The sequence below is a fragment of the Rheinheimera soli genome, assembly GCF_021290985.1.
Lineage (GTDB): Bacteria > Pseudomonadota > Gammaproteobacteria > Enterobacterales > Alteromonadaceae > Pararheinheimera > Pararheinheimera soli.
In genome coordinates, this window is sequence record NZ_JAJOYU010000014.1 from 26,941 (window position 1) to 48,629 (window position 21,689).

At 46.4% G+C, this 21,689-nt stretch carries 22 protein-coding genes and 1 riboswitch; of the genes, 8 read left to right on the forward strand and 14 right to left on the reverse strand.

Features of this window, described 5'->3' with window-relative positions; all coding sequences use genetic code 11:
• Positions 1–15 precede the first annotated feature (15 nt).
• From LSG37_RS11265 to LSG37_RS11280, 4 genes are all read left to right on the forward strand, one after another.
• Positions 16–639, forward strand: a complete 624-nt coding sequence (locus LSG37_RS11265) for a Yip1 family protein (protein WP_233079967.1) — start codon at positions 16–18, stop codon at positions 637–639.
• 109 nt (positions 640–748) lie between these two features.
• Positions 749–1,144 (forward strand): rhodanese-like domain-containing protein, encoded by a 396-nt coding sequence (locus LSG37_RS11270; protein ID WP_233079968.1) that lies wholly within the window; start codon positions 749–751, stop codon positions 1,142–1,144.
• Between the two features lie 171 nt (positions 1,145–1,315).
• On the forward strand, positions 1,316–2,860 hold the full coding sequence (locus LSG37_RS11275; protein ID WP_233079969.1) for a methyl-accepting chemotaxis protein: 1,545 nt from the start codon (positions 1,316–1,318) through the stop codon (positions 2,858–2,860).
• Entirely contained in the window at positions 2,829–3,026 is a 198-nt protein-coding gene (locus tag LSG37_RS11280) for an SDR family oxidoreductase (protein ID WP_233079970.1), read from the forward strand. The genes LSG37_RS11275 and LSG37_RS11280 overlap by 32 nt, the downstream gene beginning before the upstream one ends.
• Positions 3,027–3,062: 36 nt before the next feature.
• Here LSG37_RS11280 and LSG37_RS11285 read toward each other — a convergent pair whose 3' ends face one another.
• The 9 genes from LSG37_RS11285 to LSG37_RS11325 all read right to left on the reverse strand — a co-directional run bounded on the left by LSG37_RS11285 (position 3,063) and on the right by LSG37_RS11325 (position 12,891).
• A complete protein-coding gene (locus LSG37_RS11285; RefSeq protein ID WP_233079971.1) occupies positions 3,063–3,353 on the reverse strand; it encodes a putative quinol monooxygenase in 291 nt (96 codons plus the stop codon).
• A 54-nt stretch (positions 3,354–3,407) separates the two neighbouring features.
• Complete coding sequence (locus tag LSG37_RS11290) at positions 3,408–4,484, reverse strand: major royal jelly family protein (RefSeq protein ID WP_233079972.1); 1,077 nt, start codon at positions 4,482–4,484, stop codon at positions 3,408–3,410.
• A 209-nt stretch (positions 4,485–4,693) separates the two neighbouring features.
• Complete coding sequence (locus LSG37_RS11295; RefSeq protein WP_233079973.1) at positions 4,694–5,491, reverse strand: HesA/MoeB/ThiF family protein; 798 nt, start codon at positions 5,489–5,491, stop codon at positions 4,694–4,696.
• Entirely contained in the window at positions 5,485–7,026 is a 1,542-nt protein-coding gene (thiE, locus tag LSG37_RS11300; protein WP_233079974.1) for a thiamine phosphate synthase, read from the reverse strand. Before thiE ends, LSG37_RS11295 begins: the two co-directional genes overlap by 7 nt.
• Complete coding sequence (locus LSG37_RS11305) at positions 7,023–7,817, reverse strand: thiazole synthase (RefSeq protein ID WP_233079975.1); 795 nt, start codon at positions 7,815–7,817, stop codon at positions 7,023–7,025. The genes thiE and LSG37_RS11305 overlap by 4 nt, the downstream gene beginning before the upstream one ends.
• 2 nt (positions 7,818–7,819) lie before the next feature.
• Positions 7,820–8,032 (reverse strand): sulfur carrier protein ThiS, encoded by a 213-nt coding sequence (gene thiS / locus LSG37_RS11310; RefSeq protein WP_233079976.1) that lies wholly within the window; start codon positions 8,030–8,032, stop codon positions 7,820–7,822.
• Positions 8,025–9,107, reverse strand: a complete 1,083-nt coding sequence (locus tag LSG37_RS11315; RefSeq protein ID WP_233079977.1) for an FAD-dependent oxidoreductase — start codon at positions 9,105–9,107, stop codon at positions 8,025–8,027. Before LSG37_RS11315 ends, thiS begins: the two co-directional genes overlap by 8 nt.
• On the reverse strand, positions 9,104–11,041 hold the full coding sequence (thiC, locus tag LSG37_RS11320; protein ID WP_233079978.1) for a phosphomethylpyrimidine synthase ThiC: 1,938 nt from the start codon (positions 11,039–11,041) through the stop codon (positions 9,104–9,106). The genes LSG37_RS11315 and thiC overlap by 4 nt, the downstream gene beginning before the upstream one ends.
• A gap of 115 nt (positions 11,042–11,156) precedes the next feature.
• Positions 11,157–11,272: riboswitch (TPP riboswitch) on the reverse strand.
• A gap of 239 nt (positions 11,273–11,511) precedes the next feature.
• Entirely contained in the window at positions 11,512–12,891 is a 1,380-nt protein-coding gene (locus LSG37_RS11325) for a serine hydrolase domain-containing protein (protein WP_233079979.1), read from the reverse strand.
• Between the two features lie 138 nt (positions 12,892–13,029).
• Here LSG37_RS11325 and LSG37_RS11330 point away from each other — a divergent pair, with 138 nt between their 5' ends.
• Positions 13,030–14,979, forward strand: coding sequence for a winged helix-turn-helix domain-containing protein (locus LSG37_RS11330; protein WP_233079980.1), 1,950 nt, complete (start codon positions 13,030–13,032; stop codon positions 14,977–14,979).
• A 110-nt stretch (positions 14,980–15,089) separates the two neighbouring features.
• On the opposite strand, the gene LSG37_RS11335 is transcribed toward LSG37_RS11330, so the two are convergent.
• Together LSG37_RS11335 and LSG37_RS11340 are read right to left on the reverse strand one after the other, a co-directional pair.
• Positions 15,090–15,365 (reverse strand): helix-turn-helix domain-containing protein, encoded by a 276-nt coding sequence (locus tag LSG37_RS11335; protein ID WP_233079981.1) that lies wholly within the window; start codon positions 15,363–15,365, stop codon positions 15,090–15,092.
• Entirely contained in the window at positions 15,362–15,685 is a 324-nt protein-coding gene (locus LSG37_RS11340) for a type II toxin-antitoxin system RelE/ParE family toxin (protein WP_233079982.1), read from the reverse strand. The genes LSG37_RS11335 and LSG37_RS11340 overlap by 4 nt, the downstream gene beginning before the upstream one ends.
• 305 nt (positions 15,686–15,990) lie before the next feature.
• Here LSG37_RS11340 and LSG37_RS11345 point away from each other — a divergent pair, with 305 nt between their 5' ends.
• Positions 15,991–17,418 carry an FAD-binding oxidoreductase gene (locus LSG37_RS11345; protein WP_233079983.1) on the forward strand — a complete coding sequence of 476 codons (1,428 nt, stop codon included), beginning with the start codon at positions 15,991–15,993 and terminating at the stop codon, positions 17,416–17,418.
• A 20-nt stretch (positions 17,419–17,438) separates the two neighbouring features.
• Positions 17,439–18,296 carry an SMP-30/gluconolactonase/LRE family protein gene (locus tag LSG37_RS11350; RefSeq protein WP_233079984.1) on the forward strand — a complete coding sequence of 286 codons (858 nt, stop codon included), beginning with the start codon at positions 17,439–17,441 and terminating at the stop codon, positions 18,294–18,296.
• On the opposite strand, the gene LSG37_RS11355 is transcribed toward LSG37_RS11350, so the two are convergent.
• From LSG37_RS11355 to LSG37_RS11365, 3 genes are all read right to left on the reverse strand, one after another.
• Positions 18,286–19,014: an AraC family transcriptional regulator gene (locus tag LSG37_RS11355; protein WP_233079985.1), complete on the reverse strand. Its 729-nt coding sequence runs from the start codon at positions 19,012–19,014 to the stop codon at positions 18,286–18,288. The genes LSG37_RS11350 and LSG37_RS11355 overlap by 11 nt on opposite strands.
• Complete coding sequence (locus LSG37_RS11360) at positions 18,986–19,423, reverse strand: chlorhexidine efflux transporter (protein ID WP_233079986.1); 438 nt, start codon at positions 19,421–19,423, stop codon at positions 18,986–18,988. Before LSG37_RS11360 ends, LSG37_RS11355 begins: the two co-directional genes overlap by 29 nt.
• A gap of 128 nt (positions 19,424–19,551) precedes the next feature.
• Positions 19,552–19,824, reverse strand: a complete 273-nt coding sequence (locus tag LSG37_RS11365; protein WP_233079987.1) for a hypothetical protein — start codon at positions 19,822–19,824, stop codon at positions 19,552–19,554.
• A gap of 255 nt (positions 19,825–20,079) precedes the next feature.
• Here LSG37_RS11365 and LSG37_RS11370 point away from each other — a divergent pair, with 255 nt between their 5' ends.
• Positions 20,080–21,663, forward strand: a complete 1,584-nt coding sequence (locus tag LSG37_RS11370; RefSeq protein ID WP_233079988.1) for a winged helix-turn-helix domain-containing protein — start codon at positions 20,080–20,082, stop codon at positions 21,661–21,663.
• The last annotated feature ends 26 nt before the right edge of the window (positions 21,664–21,689 follow it).

Genomic DNA, 21,689 nt, shown 5'->3' on the forward strand with positions numbered 1-21,689 from the left:
AGAATGAAGTTTTTCATGGGCTATCAAGGAGATACAGTGAACCTCTGGACAAATATATGGCTTCAGCCGAGACAAACTATCCAGGAAATTATTGATACTAATGCCCAATATGCGGTCATTCCATTAGCTATTTTGTACGGTATATGGAATGCGCTCAGCAGAGCAAGCAATAACGAAATGGGCGACAAGTATGAGCTTTCCTCTATTCTGTTTGGCACCATATTAAGTGGCACTATTGGCGGACTGATCACTCTTTATGTCGTTGGGTGGTTACTGAAAATATCAGGTGCCTGGTTAGGCGGAAAAGCTACAGCCGAACACCTTCGAGCTGCATTTGCCTGGAGCATAATTCCTGTGATCTGTACTTTACCTTTGTGTTTTATAGGTATAGCTCTTTATGGCAACGAAATTTTCAGTTCCGAAACTCCTGCAATCTCAGCAGACCCAATTCCGTTTTTTGTGCTGTTGGCAATACAATTTATACTCGCTTGCTGGGCTTCTGTGTTGATGTTCATCTGTATAGCGCAAGTGCAAGGTTTTTCTTTCTGGAAAGCTATTGGAAATTTTTTGCTGGCGGCTGTACTTTTTGTTGCACCGTTTTTTGTGTTGGCGATGATATTTTCCGCATTTCGTAACTAACAATGGTTTTCGATCAGACTGTCGCTTTGGCTGCTTGTTTATTGCACTGCTGCAATCCCGACTTCTTTCGGTATACACTAAAAGCAACTTACTACACAGGACTGCCGTTATGAAAACAGGACTCGTACTTGTTGCCGAAGCCAAAGCGAAAATTCAGGAACTGACGGTGCAGCAACTGGCTGCTTTATTACAGACTAGTCAGGCTCGTATTATTGATGTGCGTGAACCTGCTGAATTTGCCACTGGCCATATTCCGACAGCTATAAATATGCCGCGTGGGGTGCTGGAAATGCAGTTACCGCAACATCCGGCTGTAGCGCAGCATAAGGATGCAGTAGAAGCTTTAACTGAACTGGCGAACCAGCCTTTGTATTTGATTTGCCGTTCTGGCGCCCGCTCGGCCTTAGCGGTGGAATCGCTGCAACGTATGGGTTTTCGTGACTTATACTCCATAGCTGGTGGTATGCAAGCCTGGGCAGACAGCGGTTTTCCTGTCCGGCAGTAAAGCCGGATTAAACCATAGCGACCTAGACTTTAGTCGCATTCCCCTGCGGATGGTTTGACAGTTGCTGACAGAACAGAAACACTGCCAAAACCGAATTGCTACAGAGTTGTAAACTCTGTGATATTTTCTCTTGCCAAGTTGTCATCTGGCCTCTGTTGATGGGAAGTCGTTATGGAAAATGTACGTGCTGCAGTGGTGTTTGTTGTACTCTGGCTGATGGCGCAGGTGCTGTACTTGTTGCTGGATTGGAATAGCTGGTTGCTGGTTTTTCTGAATCTGTTGGCTGTGGGTGGTTATCTGCTCTGGGCCGGTCACAAAGAAGCAAAACTTCAGCCGCAGCAAGAATCCAATGCGCTGGCCGACAGTGCTCATCACATTACCGAAGCTACTTCAAAAATGGCGATAGGTGCTGCCGAAGTTTCCTTTTATATAGATGGTTTAATTAAAGACATCAAACACAGTGGTGACGACTGTGGCCAGATTGGCAGCGCTGCTACAGGCTTAGCTGATACCAGCGGTCAACTGACTGACAACCTGCAGCAAATTAGCCACAGCATTATTCATACCGCCAATGCTTGTAGCAGTGCCGATCAGCGCTTGCAAAAAAGTGTAGGGAACATCAATCAATTGGCGAATGCTGTTAGTTCTGCAGCTGCACAGCTGGAGCAACTTAAAGGCAGTGCCGACGATATTCAACGTATCACTGAAGTAATCACCAGTGTCGCCAACCAAACCAATTTACTGGCCTTGAACGCTGCTATTGAAGCCGCACGAGCTGGTGAACAAGGCCGTGGTTTTGCGGTAGTGGCTGATGAAGTGCGGGCTTTAGCTGGCAAAACCTCAGAAGCCACCAAAGATATCGCCAAAATGCTGGCCGATATTCGCAGCCAAAGCGAACAAACTGCAGATGTGATGACGCAGCTTGTTCAATTAAGTGGTGATGTGCAGCAGGAATTACAAAGTGTGGCCTCTGGTTTTAATGGCATCAATACCGAAGTTGGGCAGGTGTCCGCTGCGCTGGAGCAAATTGAGCAGGTCAGTACTGGTCTGGAAAATACCAGCCAGCAACTGGGCCAGTCTATTCAAAGCATTAATAAGGCCTTATCGGCGATAGAACATAAAGGCAGTACAGTGGCAGACCAGGCCATTGAATTGTCAGTAGAAACTGAAAGTATCTACCGCGAACTCAGCACTGTCACCAGCCAGAGTTTCTTTAACCCTGTACTCAAAGAGGCTCAGCAAGCAGCGGCTGCTATAGGCGCATTATTTGAAAAAGCGCTGAGCGAGGGCAAGCTGACTGAGCAGCAGTTATTTGCCGAACAGTACAAGGCCATTGCCAATACCAACCCACAGAAATTCCATACTGCTTACGACAGTTTTACCGACCAGTTTTTCCCGCTGATCCAGGAGCCTATTTTAGAGCGTCATAGCAATGTGTTATACGCAGGAGGCGTGGACCGTAAAGGTTATTTCCCTACCCACAATAAAAAATACAGCCAGGCCTTAACAGGGAATTACGAGAAAGATTTGCTGCAAAATCGCACCAAACGCGTCTTTGGCGACCGCACCGGCAGCCGCTGTGGCAGCAACACTCAGCCTATGCTACTGCAAACCTATAAACGCGATACAGGCGAAATTTTGCATGATTTGTCCGTGCCTATTATGGTTAAAGGGCGGCATTGGGGTGGCTTCAGGATTGGCTTTAAGCGGGTTTGATCTGACCTTTAAGCAAAAAAATGGTCGGGTCGATCGCATCAAAGACGCCATTCCAATGAAACGAGGTGGTCAGCCGGAAGAGGCCGCACATGCGATTTTATGGCTGTTATCTGAGCAGGCATCTTATGCCACAGGTACTTTTATAGATTTGGCAGGAGGAAGGTAAAGTTCATATAGACTGAGCTTTACCTCCTGAATTCACTTAACCAACAAACCCAAGTCGTCTTAATGTGACATGCGCCAGCGCATCCTGTTGTTTGCAATACTCGCCAAAATTGCGCAGATGAGCAGTGTTGTTATGCTCTTCCAATGCTTGCTCAGTGGTCCAGATTTCCTGCATTAAAAACAAGCCTTCAACGCTTTCATCAGCAAATAAGTCATACTGCTGACACCCTTCTTCTTGTCGGGTTGGTTCGAGCAATTGCAACAATGCCTGCTTAACTATCTGTGCTTTGCCAGGCTTGGCCTGAATTTCCGCCAGTACATACAACATTTTTATACTCCAAAAAATAAAGGAAGCTGCAACTCTGTTGTTGCAGCCGATGGGTTAACGTCCTGCGGCTGTATCTTCGCCAGTCCATACCCGCATAATACGGTAGGGGGCTTTGGCGGTTTCGGCCTTACCATTAAAAGCTTTGGCTTTATGCAGTTGATTCACTGAAATATACAGCCAGCCTGTTTCACCAAACTGCACGCTGTCTGGAAAATCCAGCAGAGGCGAGCTGACCAGTGTTTTCAGTTTGCCTTTGTTATCGAGCATATCGATAGCATTGTGGTTTAGATTGGTAAAATAATGATTGCCGCTATTTGACGTGGCAGCGCCGTCAGATACAGGTTTGAAGCCAACTAGTTTGACTGTTGCGGCCGTTTTCTTTGCGTCGCCTGTTTGTAAAGCCTGGGTCGATAACTGATACCAGCGGGTACCATTCATGGCGCCGTAGTACAGTGTTTCTCCATCAGCCGATAAACTCAGCGGGTTCACAGCGACACTGGCTGCTTTGCCATTAAATAATGTGACTTCGCCGTCTACTTTCATCACAGCATCAGCTTCTGCTTGTAACGATGCATGACCGGAAAAACGTACAGTGTGACCGTCGCTGATCCTGACTGCGATTAATCCGGGATCCGCGATGTCCGCCAGATAAATCCAGCCTTTTTTGGAATCCACCACCAGATCTTGCATAAAACTACCTTTGGGCGCGAGATCCTGAGGTAAGGTTATTTGTTTATATAAGCTGCCATCTTGAATATTAAAACCCCAGACCCGAGTCTGGCCCAGTTCTAAACCCATATCTACAGTCCAGAGATGCCCGGCTTTGTCCTGCGTTATCCCCAACAAGGTATCAAACTGAACTGCATTGGCTGCCGCAGTTTTTTGCAGTTCTGCAGAGGGCCAGGCGGTGTAAGCACCTGTTTGTCGATTCACTTCAATCAGTTGTAAGCCCGAGGGGGTATCCAGCGGATGCACTGTGGCAAACACCCTGCCTTGTGCTGTCACACTGACATTGCCTGGTCGTATAGGTAACTCAGCTACAGTCTCGAGACTTCCCGTTACGGGCGCCGCGCTGACTAAACTGCTTATTGTTAAAGACAGCCATAGGGCTGGTGATATCAGCTGTTTCATGTTCTTTCTCCGGTTTTGTTTGAGCAGATGCCGCAGAATAGAAGTTATGATTCACTAGTAAAAGAGGCGATACATCGAATCAGTTTCAAAAAATATTTGATAATAGGCTCAGGAAAAATACAGCTTATGCTGTTGCCAGCTTGATAAGTTTACAAAGACTCTGGCTATTAATCGCAGCTTTGCAAGCTGCCGTTTAAACCAGAGGATTTTTATTTAAGGTTTTGATGTGTATTGTATTTTAGCTTTTCCGGTAAGCCTGTTTCAGGCTGTTTTTCAGGTTGGCACTGGCAGCTGTGAGCAGGCATATCATAGCCTGACAACCTGAACCCGATCCCCTCAAACTGCCAGAACTTCGCTTGGTTATCTGGCTGAATAATTTGCTGTAGCAGCAACATAGCTTGCATAGAACCGATAATTCCAAGCAAAGGAGCTAAAACGCCTAAGCTGCTGCAGTTGCCGGATTGGTCTGTTAATTCAGGGAATAAACATTGGTAGCAGGGGCTTGGAGTATGTGCAAAAGGCCAAAGCATCAACTGGCCTTGTTGGGCTATAGCCGCGGCACTAATCAGGCTGATTTGCTGCTGCTGACACAGCTGATTAATGAGTTTCCGGCTTTGGAAATTATCAGTGCAGTCAAATACCCAGTCGGTATTTGCTAATAAAGCTTCAGCATTGTCGACGCTAAACTGCTGTTCTACAGCCTTGACGCTGACATGCGGATTCAGCTGTTTAAGCTGGCGTGCCGCTATTTTGGCTTTGTTAAACCCTTTGTCGCTGTCACGGAATAAGATTTGCCGTTGCAGGTTAGACAATTCCACTTTATCGCCATCGACAAGCGTCAGTTGGCCTATTCCCGAGGACACCAGATACTGGCTGGCGGCATTGCCTAGACCGCCACAACCTATCAACAGTACTCTCGTCTGTTTTAGTTTTAACTGAGCTGCTTCGCCAAAACCGGGCAACATCAACTGTCGGCTATAGCGAATAAATTCTAAATCATTCAGCATAACTTTTGCTCCAGTTGGGCCTCGGCGATCAGCTGCTGCATTTGTTGCACCCAAAGTTTGGGATCTGCAGCATTCGCAAAAGCCTGCACCACAGCTAAGTGCTTGATACCTGTCGCCAACACAGCTTTGGCATTGCTTTGGTTAATGCCGCCAATAGCTACCAGCGGAATCTTTGGGAATAAGGCCGGATAACGATAAAGTTTCTGTAGCCCCTGTAATTTGCCACCCATCTCTTTGGTTTGAGTGGCAAATACTGCGCCTATCGCCAGATAACTGGGCTGAAGTTGCTGAGCTCTTAGCAGTTTATAAAAACCATGGCTGGATAAACCCAGCCGAATTCCGGCTTGTTGCAAAGCAGCTAAGTTGGCGCTGTTGATATCTTCCTGACCTAAATGCACACCGTATGCGCCAAGCTCCAGCGCTAATTGCCAGTGATCGTTAATAAAAAGCTGAATGTCATCCTGCTGACAAAGCTGGATTGCCTGCTGAATTTCTTGCCTCAATAGCGCCTGATCTGTGCTTTTTATTCTAAGTTGCAGGGTTTTAACTCCAGCCGCTAAAGCCCTTTGCAGCTCTGCCACTGAAGGTACTATCACATATAAACCTAAAGGAGCTTTTAAAGGCACAAAGGCTTTGGCTGGTGGCCGTAGATCCTCAGTGATCAGCTCTGGTAAATAATTCGGTTTGGCTGGAAAACCCAAATGTCCCAAAGTGCCTGAACACTCTGTGATCACAACTGGCTGGCTTAATCCCTGATTGATATAGCTTTTTGCCAAAACAAAAGCATCTTCCAGTGCATAACCTAAAGCCAAAGCTGCTGCCAAAGCACTGCTAAAACAACAGCCTGTACCATGGTTAAACTGGTGCTGTTGCCGAGGGCTACTAAGGCTAATCTGATGGGTATAAGCCGGATAGCCGCGGTAACTAAACTGCGGGCTGATAAAAAGCTCGTCTGTACAGCTTTGTATATCAAAGTCGTGGCCGCCTTTGACTAATACCGCCTTCACGCCAAACTCAAACAATTGCTGCACCGCTTGCCTGGTAGGTGCAGCTTTAGTTAATGCTTCCAGCTCTGGCAAATTTGGAGTTAATAAGTCGAGTTGTGGTAATAAATGCTGCATCACAGCCTGGTATAAATCAGCGTCCGCCATCCTTGAACCACTACTGCTAATGGCAACAGGGTCGTAAATCACCAGCAGGTCGGGTTGTTGTTGTCTGAGTTCTTGTAAAAAGTCAGCCAGCCAAAGCACCTGAAGTTTATTCACCAGCAAACCAACTTTTATCACAGCAGGTTGGGCATCTTTTAAAAAAGCCATAGCCTGCTGGTGCAGCATAGCCACAGATACCGCCATACACGCATCGACACCAGAACTATGTTGGGCGGTAATGGCTGTCACTAAAGTGTATAAATGCAAGGGCTGCTCTGATGTTGAAAAACTCTGGATGGTTTTTAAGTCGGCCTGAATACCAGCGCCTGCGCTATTGTCGGAACCTGCAATACTCCACAGTATTGCTGCCTGATTTGCATGAATCATGGCGCCTCCTGCAGCCAAAACGGCATACCAAGCACAGGTGTTGAAGGGCTGGCGAAATCTTGTTTAGGCATAGCCCCTGCTAAAAATGCAGAGCGGCCAGCGGATACGGCCTGAGAAAAAGCTTGTGCCATCAATACAGGGTCTTTGGCCAAAGCCACGGCAGAATTTAACAATACACCATCAAAACCCATTTCCATCACCTGACAGGCGTGACTGGGCAAACCTAAACCTGCATCCACTATCAAAGTGGCGTCCGGTAAACGCTCCCGTAAAGTCCGCAGTGCATATGGGTTGAGCACTCCTAAACCCGAACCTATAGGCGCAGCCCAGGGCATCAGCACTTTGCAGCCGAGTTCATACAGTCTTTTGCAAAGCACCAAATCGTCAGTGCAATAAGGCAATACTTCAAAGCCATCCGCCAGCAATTGTTCGGCCGCTTGTAGCAATAAAATTGGCTCGGGCTGCAGGTTGTAGTCATCTCCTATCAGCTCCAGTTTTATCCAATTAGTCTGGAATATTTCCCGCGACATTTGCGCCAAGGTCACAGCTTGTTGTACTGAATGGCAACCTGCTGTATTGGGCAACAGCCTTAGTTTTAAATCGCGGATCATTTGCCAGAACTGCTCGCCGCCCTGCTGTTCTGGCGCTTGCCGCCTTAAGCTTAAAGTTACAGCTTCACAGCCACTTAGTTGCAGCGCCTGTTGCATCAAGGCTGGGTTTGGATAGAGGGCGCTGCCTAAAATGAGCCTGCTGTTAAGTGTTTCGCCGTAAATGTTTAATTCGGTTTGCATACTTAACCTCCAGCTATTGGGCTGACAATATCCAACTGATCACCTGCTTTAAGCTCTATGCCTGAATACTGGGCTGCAGCAACAAAACGGCCATTTAAAGCCACAGCAAAAGGGGCTTTAAAACGCGGCAATAAATCGCTTAATTGGCTGGAGTTTAAGACTTCGGTTTTGCCATTCAGCCAGATGCTTAGCTCTGTGTTCATATGCTCAGCCATAACAAAGCTCCTTAGTTTCGCTGAACTGCAGCAAAGCCAATTGGGCGATTTGTTCAGCCAAAGCCGGGCCTAATAAATAACCATGGCGATATAAACCATTGACCCGAATAAGGCCTGGTTTTTGCTGTATTTCAGGTCTGTTATCCAGCAACGCGGGTCGTGCCGAAGCCTGTACGCTTAAAATTTCCGCATCAGCAAAAGCAGGGTCTACTGAATACAAAGCCGAAAGCAGTTCCAGCGTCGAACGTACCGAAGGGCCGGATTGATCAGCCGATTCCAGCTCTGTAGCGCCGACCACAAAAATATCTTCACCTTTGGGCGCTATATAAAGTGCATAACGGGGATGGAATAACCGCACAGGGCGGCTAAGTTTTACTGCTGGAGCTTTCACTCTTAGCACTTCCCCCCGCACTGGCCGCAATAATGGCAATTCAGTGGATGCGCCTAAACCACGGCAATCAATCACCAGATCAGCTTGTTGCAACTTGCCATTACACCAGAGGTGATCGCCTTTAAATTCAACGGCTGATTGAGCCTCTAAAGCTACGCCCCTTTGTTGCAATAGCTGCAGGGAATACTTTAAAAAAGCCTGATTATCTAACTGACCTTCGCCTGGCAAATAACAGCAATGCTGAAAACGCCCGGCTAACGAAGGCTCAAGTTGGGTTAGCTCGGTTTTATTCAGCCATTTAGCTTTGTATTCAGGCTGAGCTTTAATTTGACTGACCAAATGCAATAACAGGTGCTGTTGCTGTGGGTGAGCCAGCAGCAAAGCGCCTTGTTGTTGCAGGCCAAAATCCGGTAACTGCTGCTGCAGCTGTTGCCACAGCTGCATACTGCGATAGCCCAACTCCACTAAATCCTGCTCCAAAAGCACAGACTCAGCCAAAGGCGACAACATAGCGGCAGCAGCAAAAGCAGCTTTGGGTTGATACATCTTTTGGTCAGGGGTAAAACTTCCCTTTTCCAGCAGGCGAATACGGGGTGGCTTTGGCCAAAGCCCTGGTTCGGACAAGGCCAAAGCAGACAAACGTCCCATTAAACCGCCACCGAGGATCAGCAGCGTTTGGCTCATAGCTGCGGCTCCTCCAACTGTGAATCAGTGCCGTGATAAAGCTCTGCACCAGACTGGCGGAACTGCTGCGCTTTTTTCTGCATCTCTGCTTGTTGCTGTTCAGTATCCAGCTGTTTCACTTCAATACTGGCCGCATAGTCGCGCACATCCTGACTGATTTTCATCGAACAAAACTTAGGGCCACACATAGAACAAAAGTGCGCCACTTTGCCGGATTCCTGCGGTAGGGTTTGATCGTGATAAGAGCGGGCGCGTTCAGGGTCTAAACTTAAATTAAACTGATCCTGCCAACGGAACTCAAAACGGGCTTTGGACAGGGCGTCATCCCGAATTTGTGCTCCCGGATGGCCTTTAGCTAAATCGGCAGCGTGGGCGGCAATTTTGTAGGCAATCATGCCTTCTTTGACATCGTTTTTATCAGGTAAACCCAAATGCTCTTTTGGCGTGACGTAACAAAGCATTGCGCAGCCATACCAGCCAATCTGAGCCGCGCCAATGGCTGATGTCAGATGGTCGTAACCCGGCGCTATATCTGTGGTTAGTGGGCCTAAAGTATAAAAAGGCGCTTCAGCACAGTATTCCAGCTGCAACTGCATATTTTCACGAATAAGCTGCATAGGCACATGGCCGGGGCCTTCCACCATCACCTGCACATCTTTAGCCCAGGCGCGGTGCGTTAGTTCGCCTAAGGTTTTCAGCTCGGCAAACTGAGCTTCGTCATTGGCATCGGCGATAGAGCCTGGGCGCAGGCCATCACCCAAACTAAAGCTGATATCGTAAGCGCGCATAATGTCGCAGATATCGTCAAAGTGTTGATATAAAAAGTTTTCCTGATGATGCGCCAGACACCATTTGGCCATAATAGAACCACCACGTGACACTATGCCGGTCAGGCGTTTGGCCGTCATAGGCACATAAGCTAAGCGTACTCCGGCGTGAATAGTAAAATAATCCACACCTTGTTCGGCTTGCTCAATTAAGGTGTCGCGGAATAATTCCCAGCTTAAGTCTTCGGCTATACCACCTACTTTTTCCAGCGCCTGATACAAAGGCACAGTGCCAATAGGTACAGGGCTGTTGCGGATAATCCATTCGCGGGTTTGATGAATATAGCGGCCAGTGGATAAATCCATCACTGTATCTGCGCCCCAGCGGGTAGCCCACAGCAGCTTTTCCACTTCTTCTTCAATGGATGAACTGACCGCTGAATTGCCGATATTGGCGTTTACCTTCACCAGAAAGTTACGACCAATAATCATAGGTTCAATTTCAGGGTGATTGATATTGGCAGGCAAAATGGCACGGCCTGCTGCTATTTCCTGCCGGACAAATTCAGCGGTAATTTGTGTGGGTAAGTTGGCACCAAAACTCTGGCCCGGATGCTGGGTTCTGGCTTCAGTGGCTGCAGCCAAATTAGCGCGGCTTAAGTTTTCCCGAATAGCCACGTATTCCATTTCCGGCGTAATAATACCCCGACGGGCATAGGCCAGTTGAGTAACTGCCACACCTGTTTTGGCTTTGCGTCTTTCTGTTAAAGCCTCAAATCTTAAGCTTTGCAGGCTTTCATCCAGCCACTGCTCTTTGCTGTAGACAGAACCAAAATCGGTGACCAAATCCGTGTCGTCACGCTCTTTAATCCAGTCGGTGCGAAGGGCTGGCAAACCTTTGCGGATATCAATTTGAGCATCAGGGCAGGAATAAGGGCCTGACGTATCGTACACCCGAACCGGTGTATTGGGCTGAAATAACGGATTGTCTTTGGTCCCGCCAATTAAACTGGGCTGAAGTTCAATTTCACGCATGCCCACCTTAACGCCTGGCAAGTCGCCTTCGATATAGACCTTGCGGCTGGCCGGATAAGGCTGGCCCTGAAACTGCTGAATAAATTGTTCGGCAGCAGCTCGGGTGGCGCGACGGTTTTTATTTTCTGACATATAAACTCCGATGAAATAATTAAATAGTTAATTTTCAACAGAGCTTGGGAAAAGCGTGGACAGCCATCAACAGATGAGCCGAATGAGTGCGCCAACAGGCAGACGGATCACCGCCGCTATTAGCGCTCTTGTTTCCCTCCGCAGGTATTATCCTGTTCAGGTTCCACGGATTCCGCCCAAGGGCGGTCTCAGCTGACAAACAAGGTTTGTGCAGCACTCCGACAAGCTAAGTGCGGCCAGCATAAACAGCTTTTTTCCAGGCGGCAAGGGGAAATTGGTAGGTGCGTTGTTTCGGACTTGAGTGTTCTATGGGCTAATTTGTGGCAATCACCAGTTTAAAATTCCATCAAAAGCGGATCAAAAAATTGTAGGGGTCGGGTTTATCCCGACCCGCTCAAAGTCAAGTTTTGAGTTGTGATTCGCACTGTATTTTTAAATAAATGATCTCGAGATTTAGTGTTACTAATCAATCACTTAACCTTAAGCTTCTTAAGCTTGGCAACTTGTGGCTGATTGCTCAGGAAATTGTAAAAATCCATTTGCTGTTGCTCAGTGCCAATGTGCTTTATGTAGAAATAGCTCAGACTATTTTTAAAATAAAACCCATGGTCTTTCATTGGTATGACTTCGTATTTTGGGCCATCGTTTCGCTGGTAAATAAATGCATCATTTACATAATCCAATGTCCTGACGACTTGCTCCTCCAGATGGTATTGGCCAAGATACTGCTGAGCATTTTGTGCTGACACATCAACAGCGCTGTAGTCAGGAAGCGGAAACGAAAGGAGGTTTGCTGCCAGTTTGCCTGCAACTGTTGCTGGAGGGATCCAGCTTCCGCCATTAATGCCGTCACTGTTGCTTAACACCACTATGTATGTGTCTTGTTCTGGCAAAAAAATGCTGTGGCTCGAATAGCCCATAGTTGAACCACTCATTGTAATAGTCGCTGTATTTCCAATCTGCGATAAGGAATAGTTAAAAGTACCATCAGTTTGCGATTTATCGTTTAGGGTAATGCGGCTTAGAAATAGATTGAGGTAATGGCTATTAAGCAGTTGCTTGTGCATCAGGGCTTGGGTAAAACGATACAAATCCTTGGTGTTTGAGATAATATCTGCTGCACCATATGCCCAGTTCAGATTTAAAAAATCATGCTGGCGAGGGGTTGTGTCAGCAAACGTGTAGCCAGTCACTTTATTGTGAATTACAGCAAAAGAGGCCTGGTATGTATGGGTCATACCCAATGGTTTGAAAATACGCGCTGATAAAAATTCACTGTAGCTCTGACCTGTCACTTGTTCGATGACATACGCCAGCATACTGTAGCCAACATTGCTGTATTGGACCCTGTCACCTGCTGGATATTGCCAGTTATTATTTTTAAATAAGGTAATAAGCTGTGCTAACGAAATGTTCTCTTGCACGCGGGTAGCTAAAAACTCGGGTTCATTGATTGGGTCAACCAATCCAGAGGTATGAGCGAGCAGGTGGCCTATCGTCACTTTGCCTTTAGTGCTGTTGATCTCCGGGATATAGAGAGAAATATCATCATTCAGAGAGAGCTTATTTTCCTGTGCTAGTAAGAGTACAGCAACCGCTGTGAACTGTTTGGTCAGAGATCCAATTTCGAAAAGATGCTGATTTTTCATGGGTACAGATAATTCGATACTGGCGTTCCCCACAGCGGCTTCACAGAGTACTTTTCCATTCGTTGCAACAAGAGCGGAAAATCCTACAGAGTTTTTAGTAGTAAACTGTTCCAGCTGTTTTTTAAGACTAGTGTTGCTGCAAGCCCCTGCATGAAAAGTGATGGCCAAACCAAAGATCAATGCAAGTGTGTTTATTCTCATGGCATTTCCTTTTTATCAGATAATTTTGGTACATTTGAAAACCGGATAAATTAGAAATTGAATTGCTTCAAAAACCGATGGAGAAGTGACGATTTTTCTCTGATGAAGTTCTGATGTTTATGCCAATAAGGATGTTACTTGCTTAAGCAGTTTAAATTGAACGATATCCGGGTGGATGTAGATCGTTGTTTTATTACGAGGGGACAAGAGTCTGTGACTGTTGAACCCAGAATAATGGACGTTTTGGCCTATCTGGCGGCCCATCCCAAACAAGTGGTATCACAAGAATCGTTGTTTGAAGAGCTGTGGCCTAACACAGTTTTTAGTCCGGGATCTGTTCAGCGTAGTATTGCTCAACTTAGAAAAGCTTTGGGAGACGAAGCCAAAACTCCTGTTTACATCCATACTCATACCAAGCGGGGCTATAGTTTAGAGGTTGAGCCGTTAGCCATTACAACACAAGCCAACCATTGGCGCTGGTGGCTGTTTTCTTGTTTGCTTGTTCTGGTTGTAACCAGCTTGCTGATCTGGATAAACCCAAAAGCAGATCTCTCATTTTCAGGCAAGCTAAAACCAATCACATCATCGTCTTATTATGATTTTATGCCCCTTTATTCAGCTGACGGTTCCGCTCTGGCATTTATCCGACAAACCGAAGCTTTGAATCAAATCGTCGTCAAAGATCTGCATTCTTCCGATGAAAAGATCATTTTGTCCGGTTCTGACGATTACCAATCCATCACTTGGGACCCATCAAATAGCAGCTTTTACGTTATTGTCCGAGCCGCTACTGGTGATTGGGTGGGAAAGATATCCCGACATGGAGGGCCTTTAGAGCGGCTGTTTAGCGTCGATGAGCAAGGCGGTTTGTGGCGACTGGATGCAGATAAGCGCGGACTTTATTACATGCTGGCGACTGTACCAATAAATGGCCGCCCAGTGACTCGTTTAAAGCACTTTGATGAGCGAACTAAAATTCATACTGACTTATTGCTAAGTCGCAACGAATTTACACCTTATCGCATCGCATTATCTCCCGATACAACTATGCTGGCACTGGCAGGGGAAAATGCCAGCAACGAAGTGGAATTACGGTTATTTCACATCAGGTCGGCTAAGTTGTCGCAACCCTTCGCTAAGCTTCCACTAGGTTTTACCGAGATAAATTGGCAACCAAACAATCAGTCACTACTGGTTCACCATTTAAACGAACTATTTATTATGGACTTAGATGGTAAGCGGACCGATATCCCTTATTTCAGCTATCAACGGATTTTTAACCCGGCTTTCCACCCGGATGGCGATAAAATTGTTCTGTCGCTTACCCGATACGATACGGATTTGATTGAAATCGGTCGCAGTGATTTGATACAGAAGTTAGTGGACTCGGCTGGAGAAGATCATCTCGCAAGATATTCGCCATCTGGCAGTGAGATTGCTTTTGTATCCTCAAGAACAGGCAGATCGCAAATGTTCCTTTATCAGGATGGTCAGCAAAAACTCATTTTTGATAACGCTGAAAACCAACCTATATATCGTGCGCCGGCATGGTCAAAAGATGGAAAACGTATTGCATTCTCTTTCGGAGAAATTCTGTATATCTACTCTGTCGAAGATCAAACCATAGTCGCTCATAAAATGCCTGTTGAATTCACAGCTGTTCTTGATTGGTATAGTGACAACGATGATCTACTGATAGCCACAAAACGCAGCGGAAGTTCATATTTTGAGCGATACCAGTTGAGTAGAGGAGTCGCAATCCAACTAGCAGAAACCGGTGTTAATTTTTCTGCACGCCTCGATCAGGAGGACAAACTGCTCTATCGGACTGAAGAGTTCTTATTTTGGGGGGAGCGTAAGTTCAGTGTGCAAAGCCTGCCTCCGATTACGGGCTCTATAGTGCCTGTGAAGGGGGGCGTTTTATTCCAATCTCAAAGAGATCTGTATCTATTTGATGGTGTCAGCGCGATCAAGTTGTCGGAAAAGCTGCCTGAGTCGGTGTCTGAGCTGGTTGATGCCTATTCAACGCAACAAATGCTGTTCTATTCGCAGCCAGAGGATAATGCTGACATAGTTCTGCTGGAGTGAATATGCTGTTGTCACTTACTATTACCCCAATGTGTGGGGCAGGTGAAAATAACAGGCTTTCAGTGGTCGTTCTGGTGGACAAAAATAGTCTTCCAGATCAGAGACAAAACTCAGATCTTATGCGACTTAATCGAAAGCTCAAAACCACAGGCATGGGCGTATTTCACCAGCGTAGACCAGCTAGGATTGGAGTTGCCTTTTTCTAAGCGGCTGATATTACTCTTTTGTGTCTGCATCCTTTGTGCAACCTGTTCTTGCGTGAGTCCGGCTTTAGTGCGCATGGAGAGGAGTTGATCGATAAAGTTAAATTCAGCTTCCAACTGCTCGTATTCAGCTTTCACTTCAGGGTTATCTAGAGCACGTTGTTTTAAATTTTGCAGACTCATAAATGTTGAACCTCTTTTTGTCGGTCGCGAGCAAGTTCCAGCTCATTTTTTGGCGTTTTTTGAGACTTTTTTATAAAGGCATGCAACACATAGATATGCTTGCCTTTTAAGTAACAAAATAACCCGCGCCCAATCCCTTCCTTAGCTTTAGCTCGTATTTCAAATAAGCCATTGCCCATAGACTCTGTATGTGGAGGACCCAGATTTGCCCCATGTTTTTCCATTAATTCTAAAAGCTTAATCATCCTTGCCTGAATTTTGGCTGGCATGTCGAGGATCTGTTCTTCTACCCCAGCATAAAAATCAATTTTCCAACTCATAGGTAATCCCTACCTTGTTATCTTTTATGATAACTTTTGTTGCCGCTCTTGTCCATGATTTGCACATTAAGTGTTCATATACTGAGTTTAGCCTCTATACGAAAACATAGAGTGGATTTACTACTGGTAGTGATAGCTGGCCTTATTTCGGTAAGCCACAAGAAGATCCCACCAATTTATGCTAATTTGCCTGCGGTGTGCCATTTTGAAAAGACTAGCCTGTGGACAGACGTCAGTTTTTAATCCTAAGCGGCGGAGCTGCTGTAACAACAGTTTCTGGCTGTCAGTTCAGGTCAATCATAGCTTTGCCTGAAGCTACTGACTGGCAGCAGCTCAAAGCCAGTTTTTCAGGCCAGTTGTTGTTTCCGGCAGATGCTGGTTTCAATCGTTTTTATAAAGCGGCCAATTCCCGTTACGATTCTATTATTCCTGCTGTTATAGCTCGTTGTGCCGATACGGCCGATGTGCAGCTGGTTTTAGCCTTTGCCCGCCGTTATCAATTGCCCATTACAGGCCGCAGTGGTGGGCATAATTATGCGGGTTACTCCAGTACTCAGGGTATTTTGCTGGACTTGGCTTTGATGGCCGATATTCAGTTGCAGCCAGAAGACAATACGGCCTGGATTAGCGCCGGCGCTAAATTAGGTGATGTGTACGACCAGCTTAGTAAAAAAGGCCGCTCCATTCCTGCTGGCAGTTGCGTAGGTGTGGGTGTCGCAGGTTTAACTCAGGGCGGCGGTTTTGGCATTGCAGATCGGTTATACGGTTTAACCTGTGATGCAGCACTGGAAGCCGAACTGGTGACAGTAGATGGCGAAGTGCTGCGTTGCAACAAACAGCAAAATACTGATTTGTTCTGGGGTTTGCAGGGCGGCGGCGGTGGTCAGTTTGGCATAGTTACCCGCTTTAAATTTCAAACTTTTGCCACCAGCGATATCTTAAGTTGTAGGGCTTCTTTTGCATTGAAAGGCGCTTTGCCTGTGCTGAGTGCCTGGCAAAACTGGAGCCTGCAGCTGCCAGAACAGTTATGGTCGCAAGTTGCTTTATGGTGGAGCGGCGATACAAAGCGTGAACTGGTGGTGCAAATACGGCTCACCAGCCTGGGTTTAACTGAGCAGGCCAAGCAATTATGGCAAAACTGGTTGCAGCTTTTGAAAGTAGAGCCGCTGACCCAGGAAGTGGCTTTGCGTCCATACCGGGATTTTATGCTCAGTGATTGCGATGGGTTGGAGATGTCGGAATGCAAACTGCCGCATCAGTCGGAACAGGCCAAACTCAACCGCACTGCTATGGCTGGCAGTTCAGATTTTTTTAATCAGCCTATTAATCAGGCTGGTTTAACGGCTTTGCTGGAACAGGTGCAGCGACGTCAGCAGCAAGGACTTTCAGGCGGTATTTTATTAACCTTGATGGGCGGCGCTATTGGTTCAGTTGCCACAGATCAGACCGCTTTTGTACACAGAGATGCGGTATTTTGTGCCCAGTATATGGTCAGTTACCCTGTAGGTACAGACGACGCTTTACTGCACAATGCTGCACTTTGGGTCAATCAGATGCGTACTGTTATGCGGCCTTACAGCACTGGTGGGGCTTATTTAAATTACACAGACGCTTTGCTTAAAAACTGGTCTGATGCTTATTATGCTGGTCATTACAGCAAACTACAGCAATTGAAAGGCCGTTACGATCCACAGCAGTTACTACGGTTTTCGCAAGGCATTACACCAGCCTGAACTAAGAGGGATATCAGAAGATGAAGTTTAAGCTATTGAATTTATTATTTTTGTCATTAACTCTGCCAGCTTTTAGCCTGTCGGCTGAACATCAGATCGACAGTACAGATTTTGTAGCTGATGGTGTTTTTCATGCCGCTATTGAAGGCCCGGCCACAGATAAAAACGGCTATCTGTATGCAGTAAATTATGGCGTTGAGGGCACCATAGGCAAAGTCAGCCCAAAAGGTGAGGTGAGCTTAGCCCTAACTTTACCTAAAGGCAGCATTGGCAACGGCATACGTTTTGATCAAAAAGGTGTGATGTATATAGCCGATTACACAGGCCACAATATTTGGCGTTATGACGGAAAGCAGCTGCAGCTGCATGCCCATCAACCTTTGATGTTTCAGCCCAACGATTTAACCATAGCCAACAACGGCGTGATTTTCGCCAGCGATCCGGACTGGAAAAACCGCAAAGGCCAGTTGTGGCGTATTGAAACAGACGGCAGCTCCAGCCTGGTTGAAGCAGAGATGGGCACCACCAATGGGGTGGAAATTAGCCCTGACCAGACCAGGTTGTATGTCAATGAAAGCGCGCAGCGCAGAGTCTGGGTTTATGATTTGGATAAGAAACTGCAAGCCAGCAATAAAAGACTGCTGATCCAGTTCCCGGATTTTGGTTTAGACGGCATGCGTACCGATGCCAGCGGTAATTTATATATTGCCCGTTATGGCAAAGGTGTGGTTGCCAAAGTGAGCCAGGACGGCACATTGCTGAAAGAATACAAGTTAAAAGGCGAGTTTCCGACCAACGTCACTTTTTCGCAAAAAGACCCAAACCTGTTGTATGTCACTATGCAAAAACGTGGTGCTGTAGAGCTGATTAAGCTTTAGCTATACCTTTGTGCTGTTGCCCTCTGTACTGTTGAGGGCTTTGGCCAAAATGCCGCAGAAAACGTGCGCTAAAAGCCGAAGCCGACTGATAGCCCACGTTCAGTGCTAGTTGTTGCACTGATAAATCAGAGAACAGCAATAAGGTGCGGCTGTGCTGCATTCTAAGTTGAGTTAAGTACTGGCCTGGGCTTTGACCTAATTGCTGGCGAAACAATTGTTTAAACTGACTCAAGCTCAGGCTGGCTTTGCTGGCGAGCAAGACTAAATCCAATTCCTCAGCCAAGTGTTCCTGCATATAAAGTACCGCTTGCCGTAATCTCCTGTCCACTGCTGGTGCTGGTTGTTCAGCCTCCAGCAATTGCAGAAAAAATTGCTGGGCCGCAGCCAATAATTGCTGATTTTGTTGTACCAGCAGCTGTTCCAGTACTAATAAATAGGGCTGCATCACAGCGGAAAGCTGAAACACTGGATGGGCTAAGTGCAGTAAATCTGTGGGTAAATGCGTTAAATCTACAACTAAAAACCGACATTGTTCAGTAGCAGAAAACCCATGTTCTGTGCCTGCTGGTATCACCAGACATTCGGCTGTACCCACCTGCAACTGCTGATGATTGATCAGCAAATTTAATCGGCCAGCCAAAGGCAACACCAGTTGATGGTGATCATGGCTGTGACTTTGCTGAACTGGACTATAAGCGCGAATGGACAGGCTGAGCATGAGGTACCGGAAATAAACGATCGTAGCCGTAGTTATACAGGTAGGTGTACAACAAAAACACAATAAACATCAAGGCTTCCCGCCATAAAGCCTGAGCCAGGCTAAAATCCAGCAACCATAAGGTCAAAGGAATACTGAGTGCAGCTCCTGCCAGTTCATAACTAACACAATGCAGCAACCGCACTTTGCCGGTTTTTACCAAAGATGCAGTGGTGCGCCACAGGAAAAAATCAAATACTTTGGTGTGAGTTAAGGTCAGCAAAAATACTGTAAATGAACTGAATAACGAAAACGCCGAGGCACTGCCAAAAGCTGTATCTGCCACGGCCATGGTGCACAGAGTACGCAAGCCAATAGCGCCACATTCGTAAGCAAAAGCATGACGAAACCAATCCAGGTTGCTTCGCATCAACAGAACTCAATTTATAAGCAGAGCTGCAGTGTAAAAGGTTCTGGCAAAGCAAGCCTTGGTCAAAAGCCGCAAATATAACGCAAAAAGCTGCTTTTCAGCAGCTTTCATCGGAATTGGCTTTGTGGTTAATGCACCTGATAATGACGACAGAAGAAGTCGATCACTTTGTCTGGATCAGGCCGGGTTGTCATCTTATGTTTTGTTGCCAAACCCGCGGCCAAAGCTCGTAAGGTGACATCTAAAGGCGCACCTGCAGGTTTTTCAATTTGATAGTTCTGGAACAAAAAGTTCAGAGCCGCTCCGGCATAAGAGTTTACAGAATGCGAAGGCAGCAAACGCAATTCCTGGAGACGTACTCCAAGTTCACGCATTCTTTGTAAGCGGCTGGCTTCGTTCATTTGTATCTCCTTATCAAAAGCAGTTAAACCTGATGCTTATATATCTGCCGTGATCGGGAAAGCTTTAGTGAATTCATTCTTGTGGGTTTTATTTTACTGTGATTTTTTGTTAACCAATTGATTGTAAGGATTTTGTCCTGATACCAACACTATTAGTGCCAGACTCGTTTAATCTGTGTAGCGGAAAGCTTATAGTGCAGCTCAGAGTTACAAAAATTTCTCACTACTCGTTTAGACAGCAAAGTTGGACGGCAAATGCGGCAAGTGGAATTACTGGATTTAGTTGTAGAACCCGACCAATACAAAGTGTACCGCGTGCTGGGTTCAAACAGACAAGAGATTGAACTGCCCAAGCTCTCCTTCGAACTCCTGATGTATTTGATTGAGCATGCCGGAAAAGTCTGCACTGTAGAGCAAATAACAGCAGCTGTCTGGAAAAACACTATTGTAAGCAGCGAGACTATTACCCAACGTATTACCTTATTGAGAAAGGCGTTGGATGACGACCCGAAGCAGCCTACCTATATTGAGTCGGTGCGTGGCCGGGGCTATCGTTTATTGGTAAAACCCATAGAGCCTTCAGCAGTGGAGCCAAAAAAGTTTTCGTTCAGAGTGCCAGTTGTAGTTGCGCTATTGAGCATTGCTGTAGTGCTTTATTGGATGCTGAGTAAAGAAACACAAGTTTCAGATACAGCCGCTATGAATACTGAGGTTCAGGCCAGCAATCCGGTTGAGTTATTGATTGAGCGTGGCAGTTATTACTTCAGCACAGGGCAGGGCGACAATACCAATAGAGCCATCGAGTTATTCAGCGAAGCACTCAAACTTGAGCCAAACAACCGCGCTGCACTTATTGGCTTAAGTTTAGCTTTGAGTAAATCGGTTTGCAGATACAACCAGCCTGCTGAGCTTGCTATTGAGGCCAAACAATATGCTATGCAAGCGCTCGCACTCAATGGCAGTGACAGTGATAAAAGTAAAGCTCAGGCGGCAGTGGCTTATGCCTGGGATTGTTTTGGTAATCTCGACCAGGCATTAGCAGCCTATATGTTATCAACTCAGCTTGATGCGAAAAACTATGCCAGTATGGGGTCGGCAGCGCATTTATTAGAAACCAAAGGCGAGCTTATTCAAGCTTATAATTTAACGTTAAAAGCTAAACAGCTACAGCCGAATAATCACATGGCCGATTTGCAAATCAGCCGAATTTTTGAACTGCTGAACTTCAGCTCCAAAGCACAACTTAACTATCAGGAGTTGTTTGTGCTTTATCCGGACAACGTCTTTATCAACGAAGCTTATCCGCGCTTTTTATATTTTCAGGGCCGTTTGACTGAAGCGAAAAGTGAGTTTGAAAAAGTACTGAAGCGGGACATTAAGCGCCACGAGGTGTTGGCTTATTATGCTGAGTTGGTCTGGCTGTTAGAAGGAAAAGAACAGGCTTTGCCTTGGTTTAAAGCCGCAGCAGAAGTGAGCCCTGGTACCTCTTATCCGAATAGCCTGGTGCAGATTTTAAATAACCAGCTGACAGCGCAAGAGGCTATCAAAAGGTTAGAGCTCATTGAAGAGGCAGTAGAGCGTGGTGACAGTTGGCCCATTAACTATATTGAGGCGTCTCTGATTGCCTTATGGGCAGTCAAAGACCAGAACGCTGCGCTGGGTTATCTACAAAAAGCCGTCCAGTTGGGTTACCTGAATAGTGAATATTTAGCTCTGTCGCCCTTGTTTGCTGCACTGAAAGAGCGGCCAGAGTTTTATCAACTGATTGACGATATAAATCAACGCAGAGAAAAGATGCACCAAGAGTTTCTGGCGGCTTATCCGCCGCCAGAAACTTGATCCAAGGGCGGATAAAAGGGCTAAAG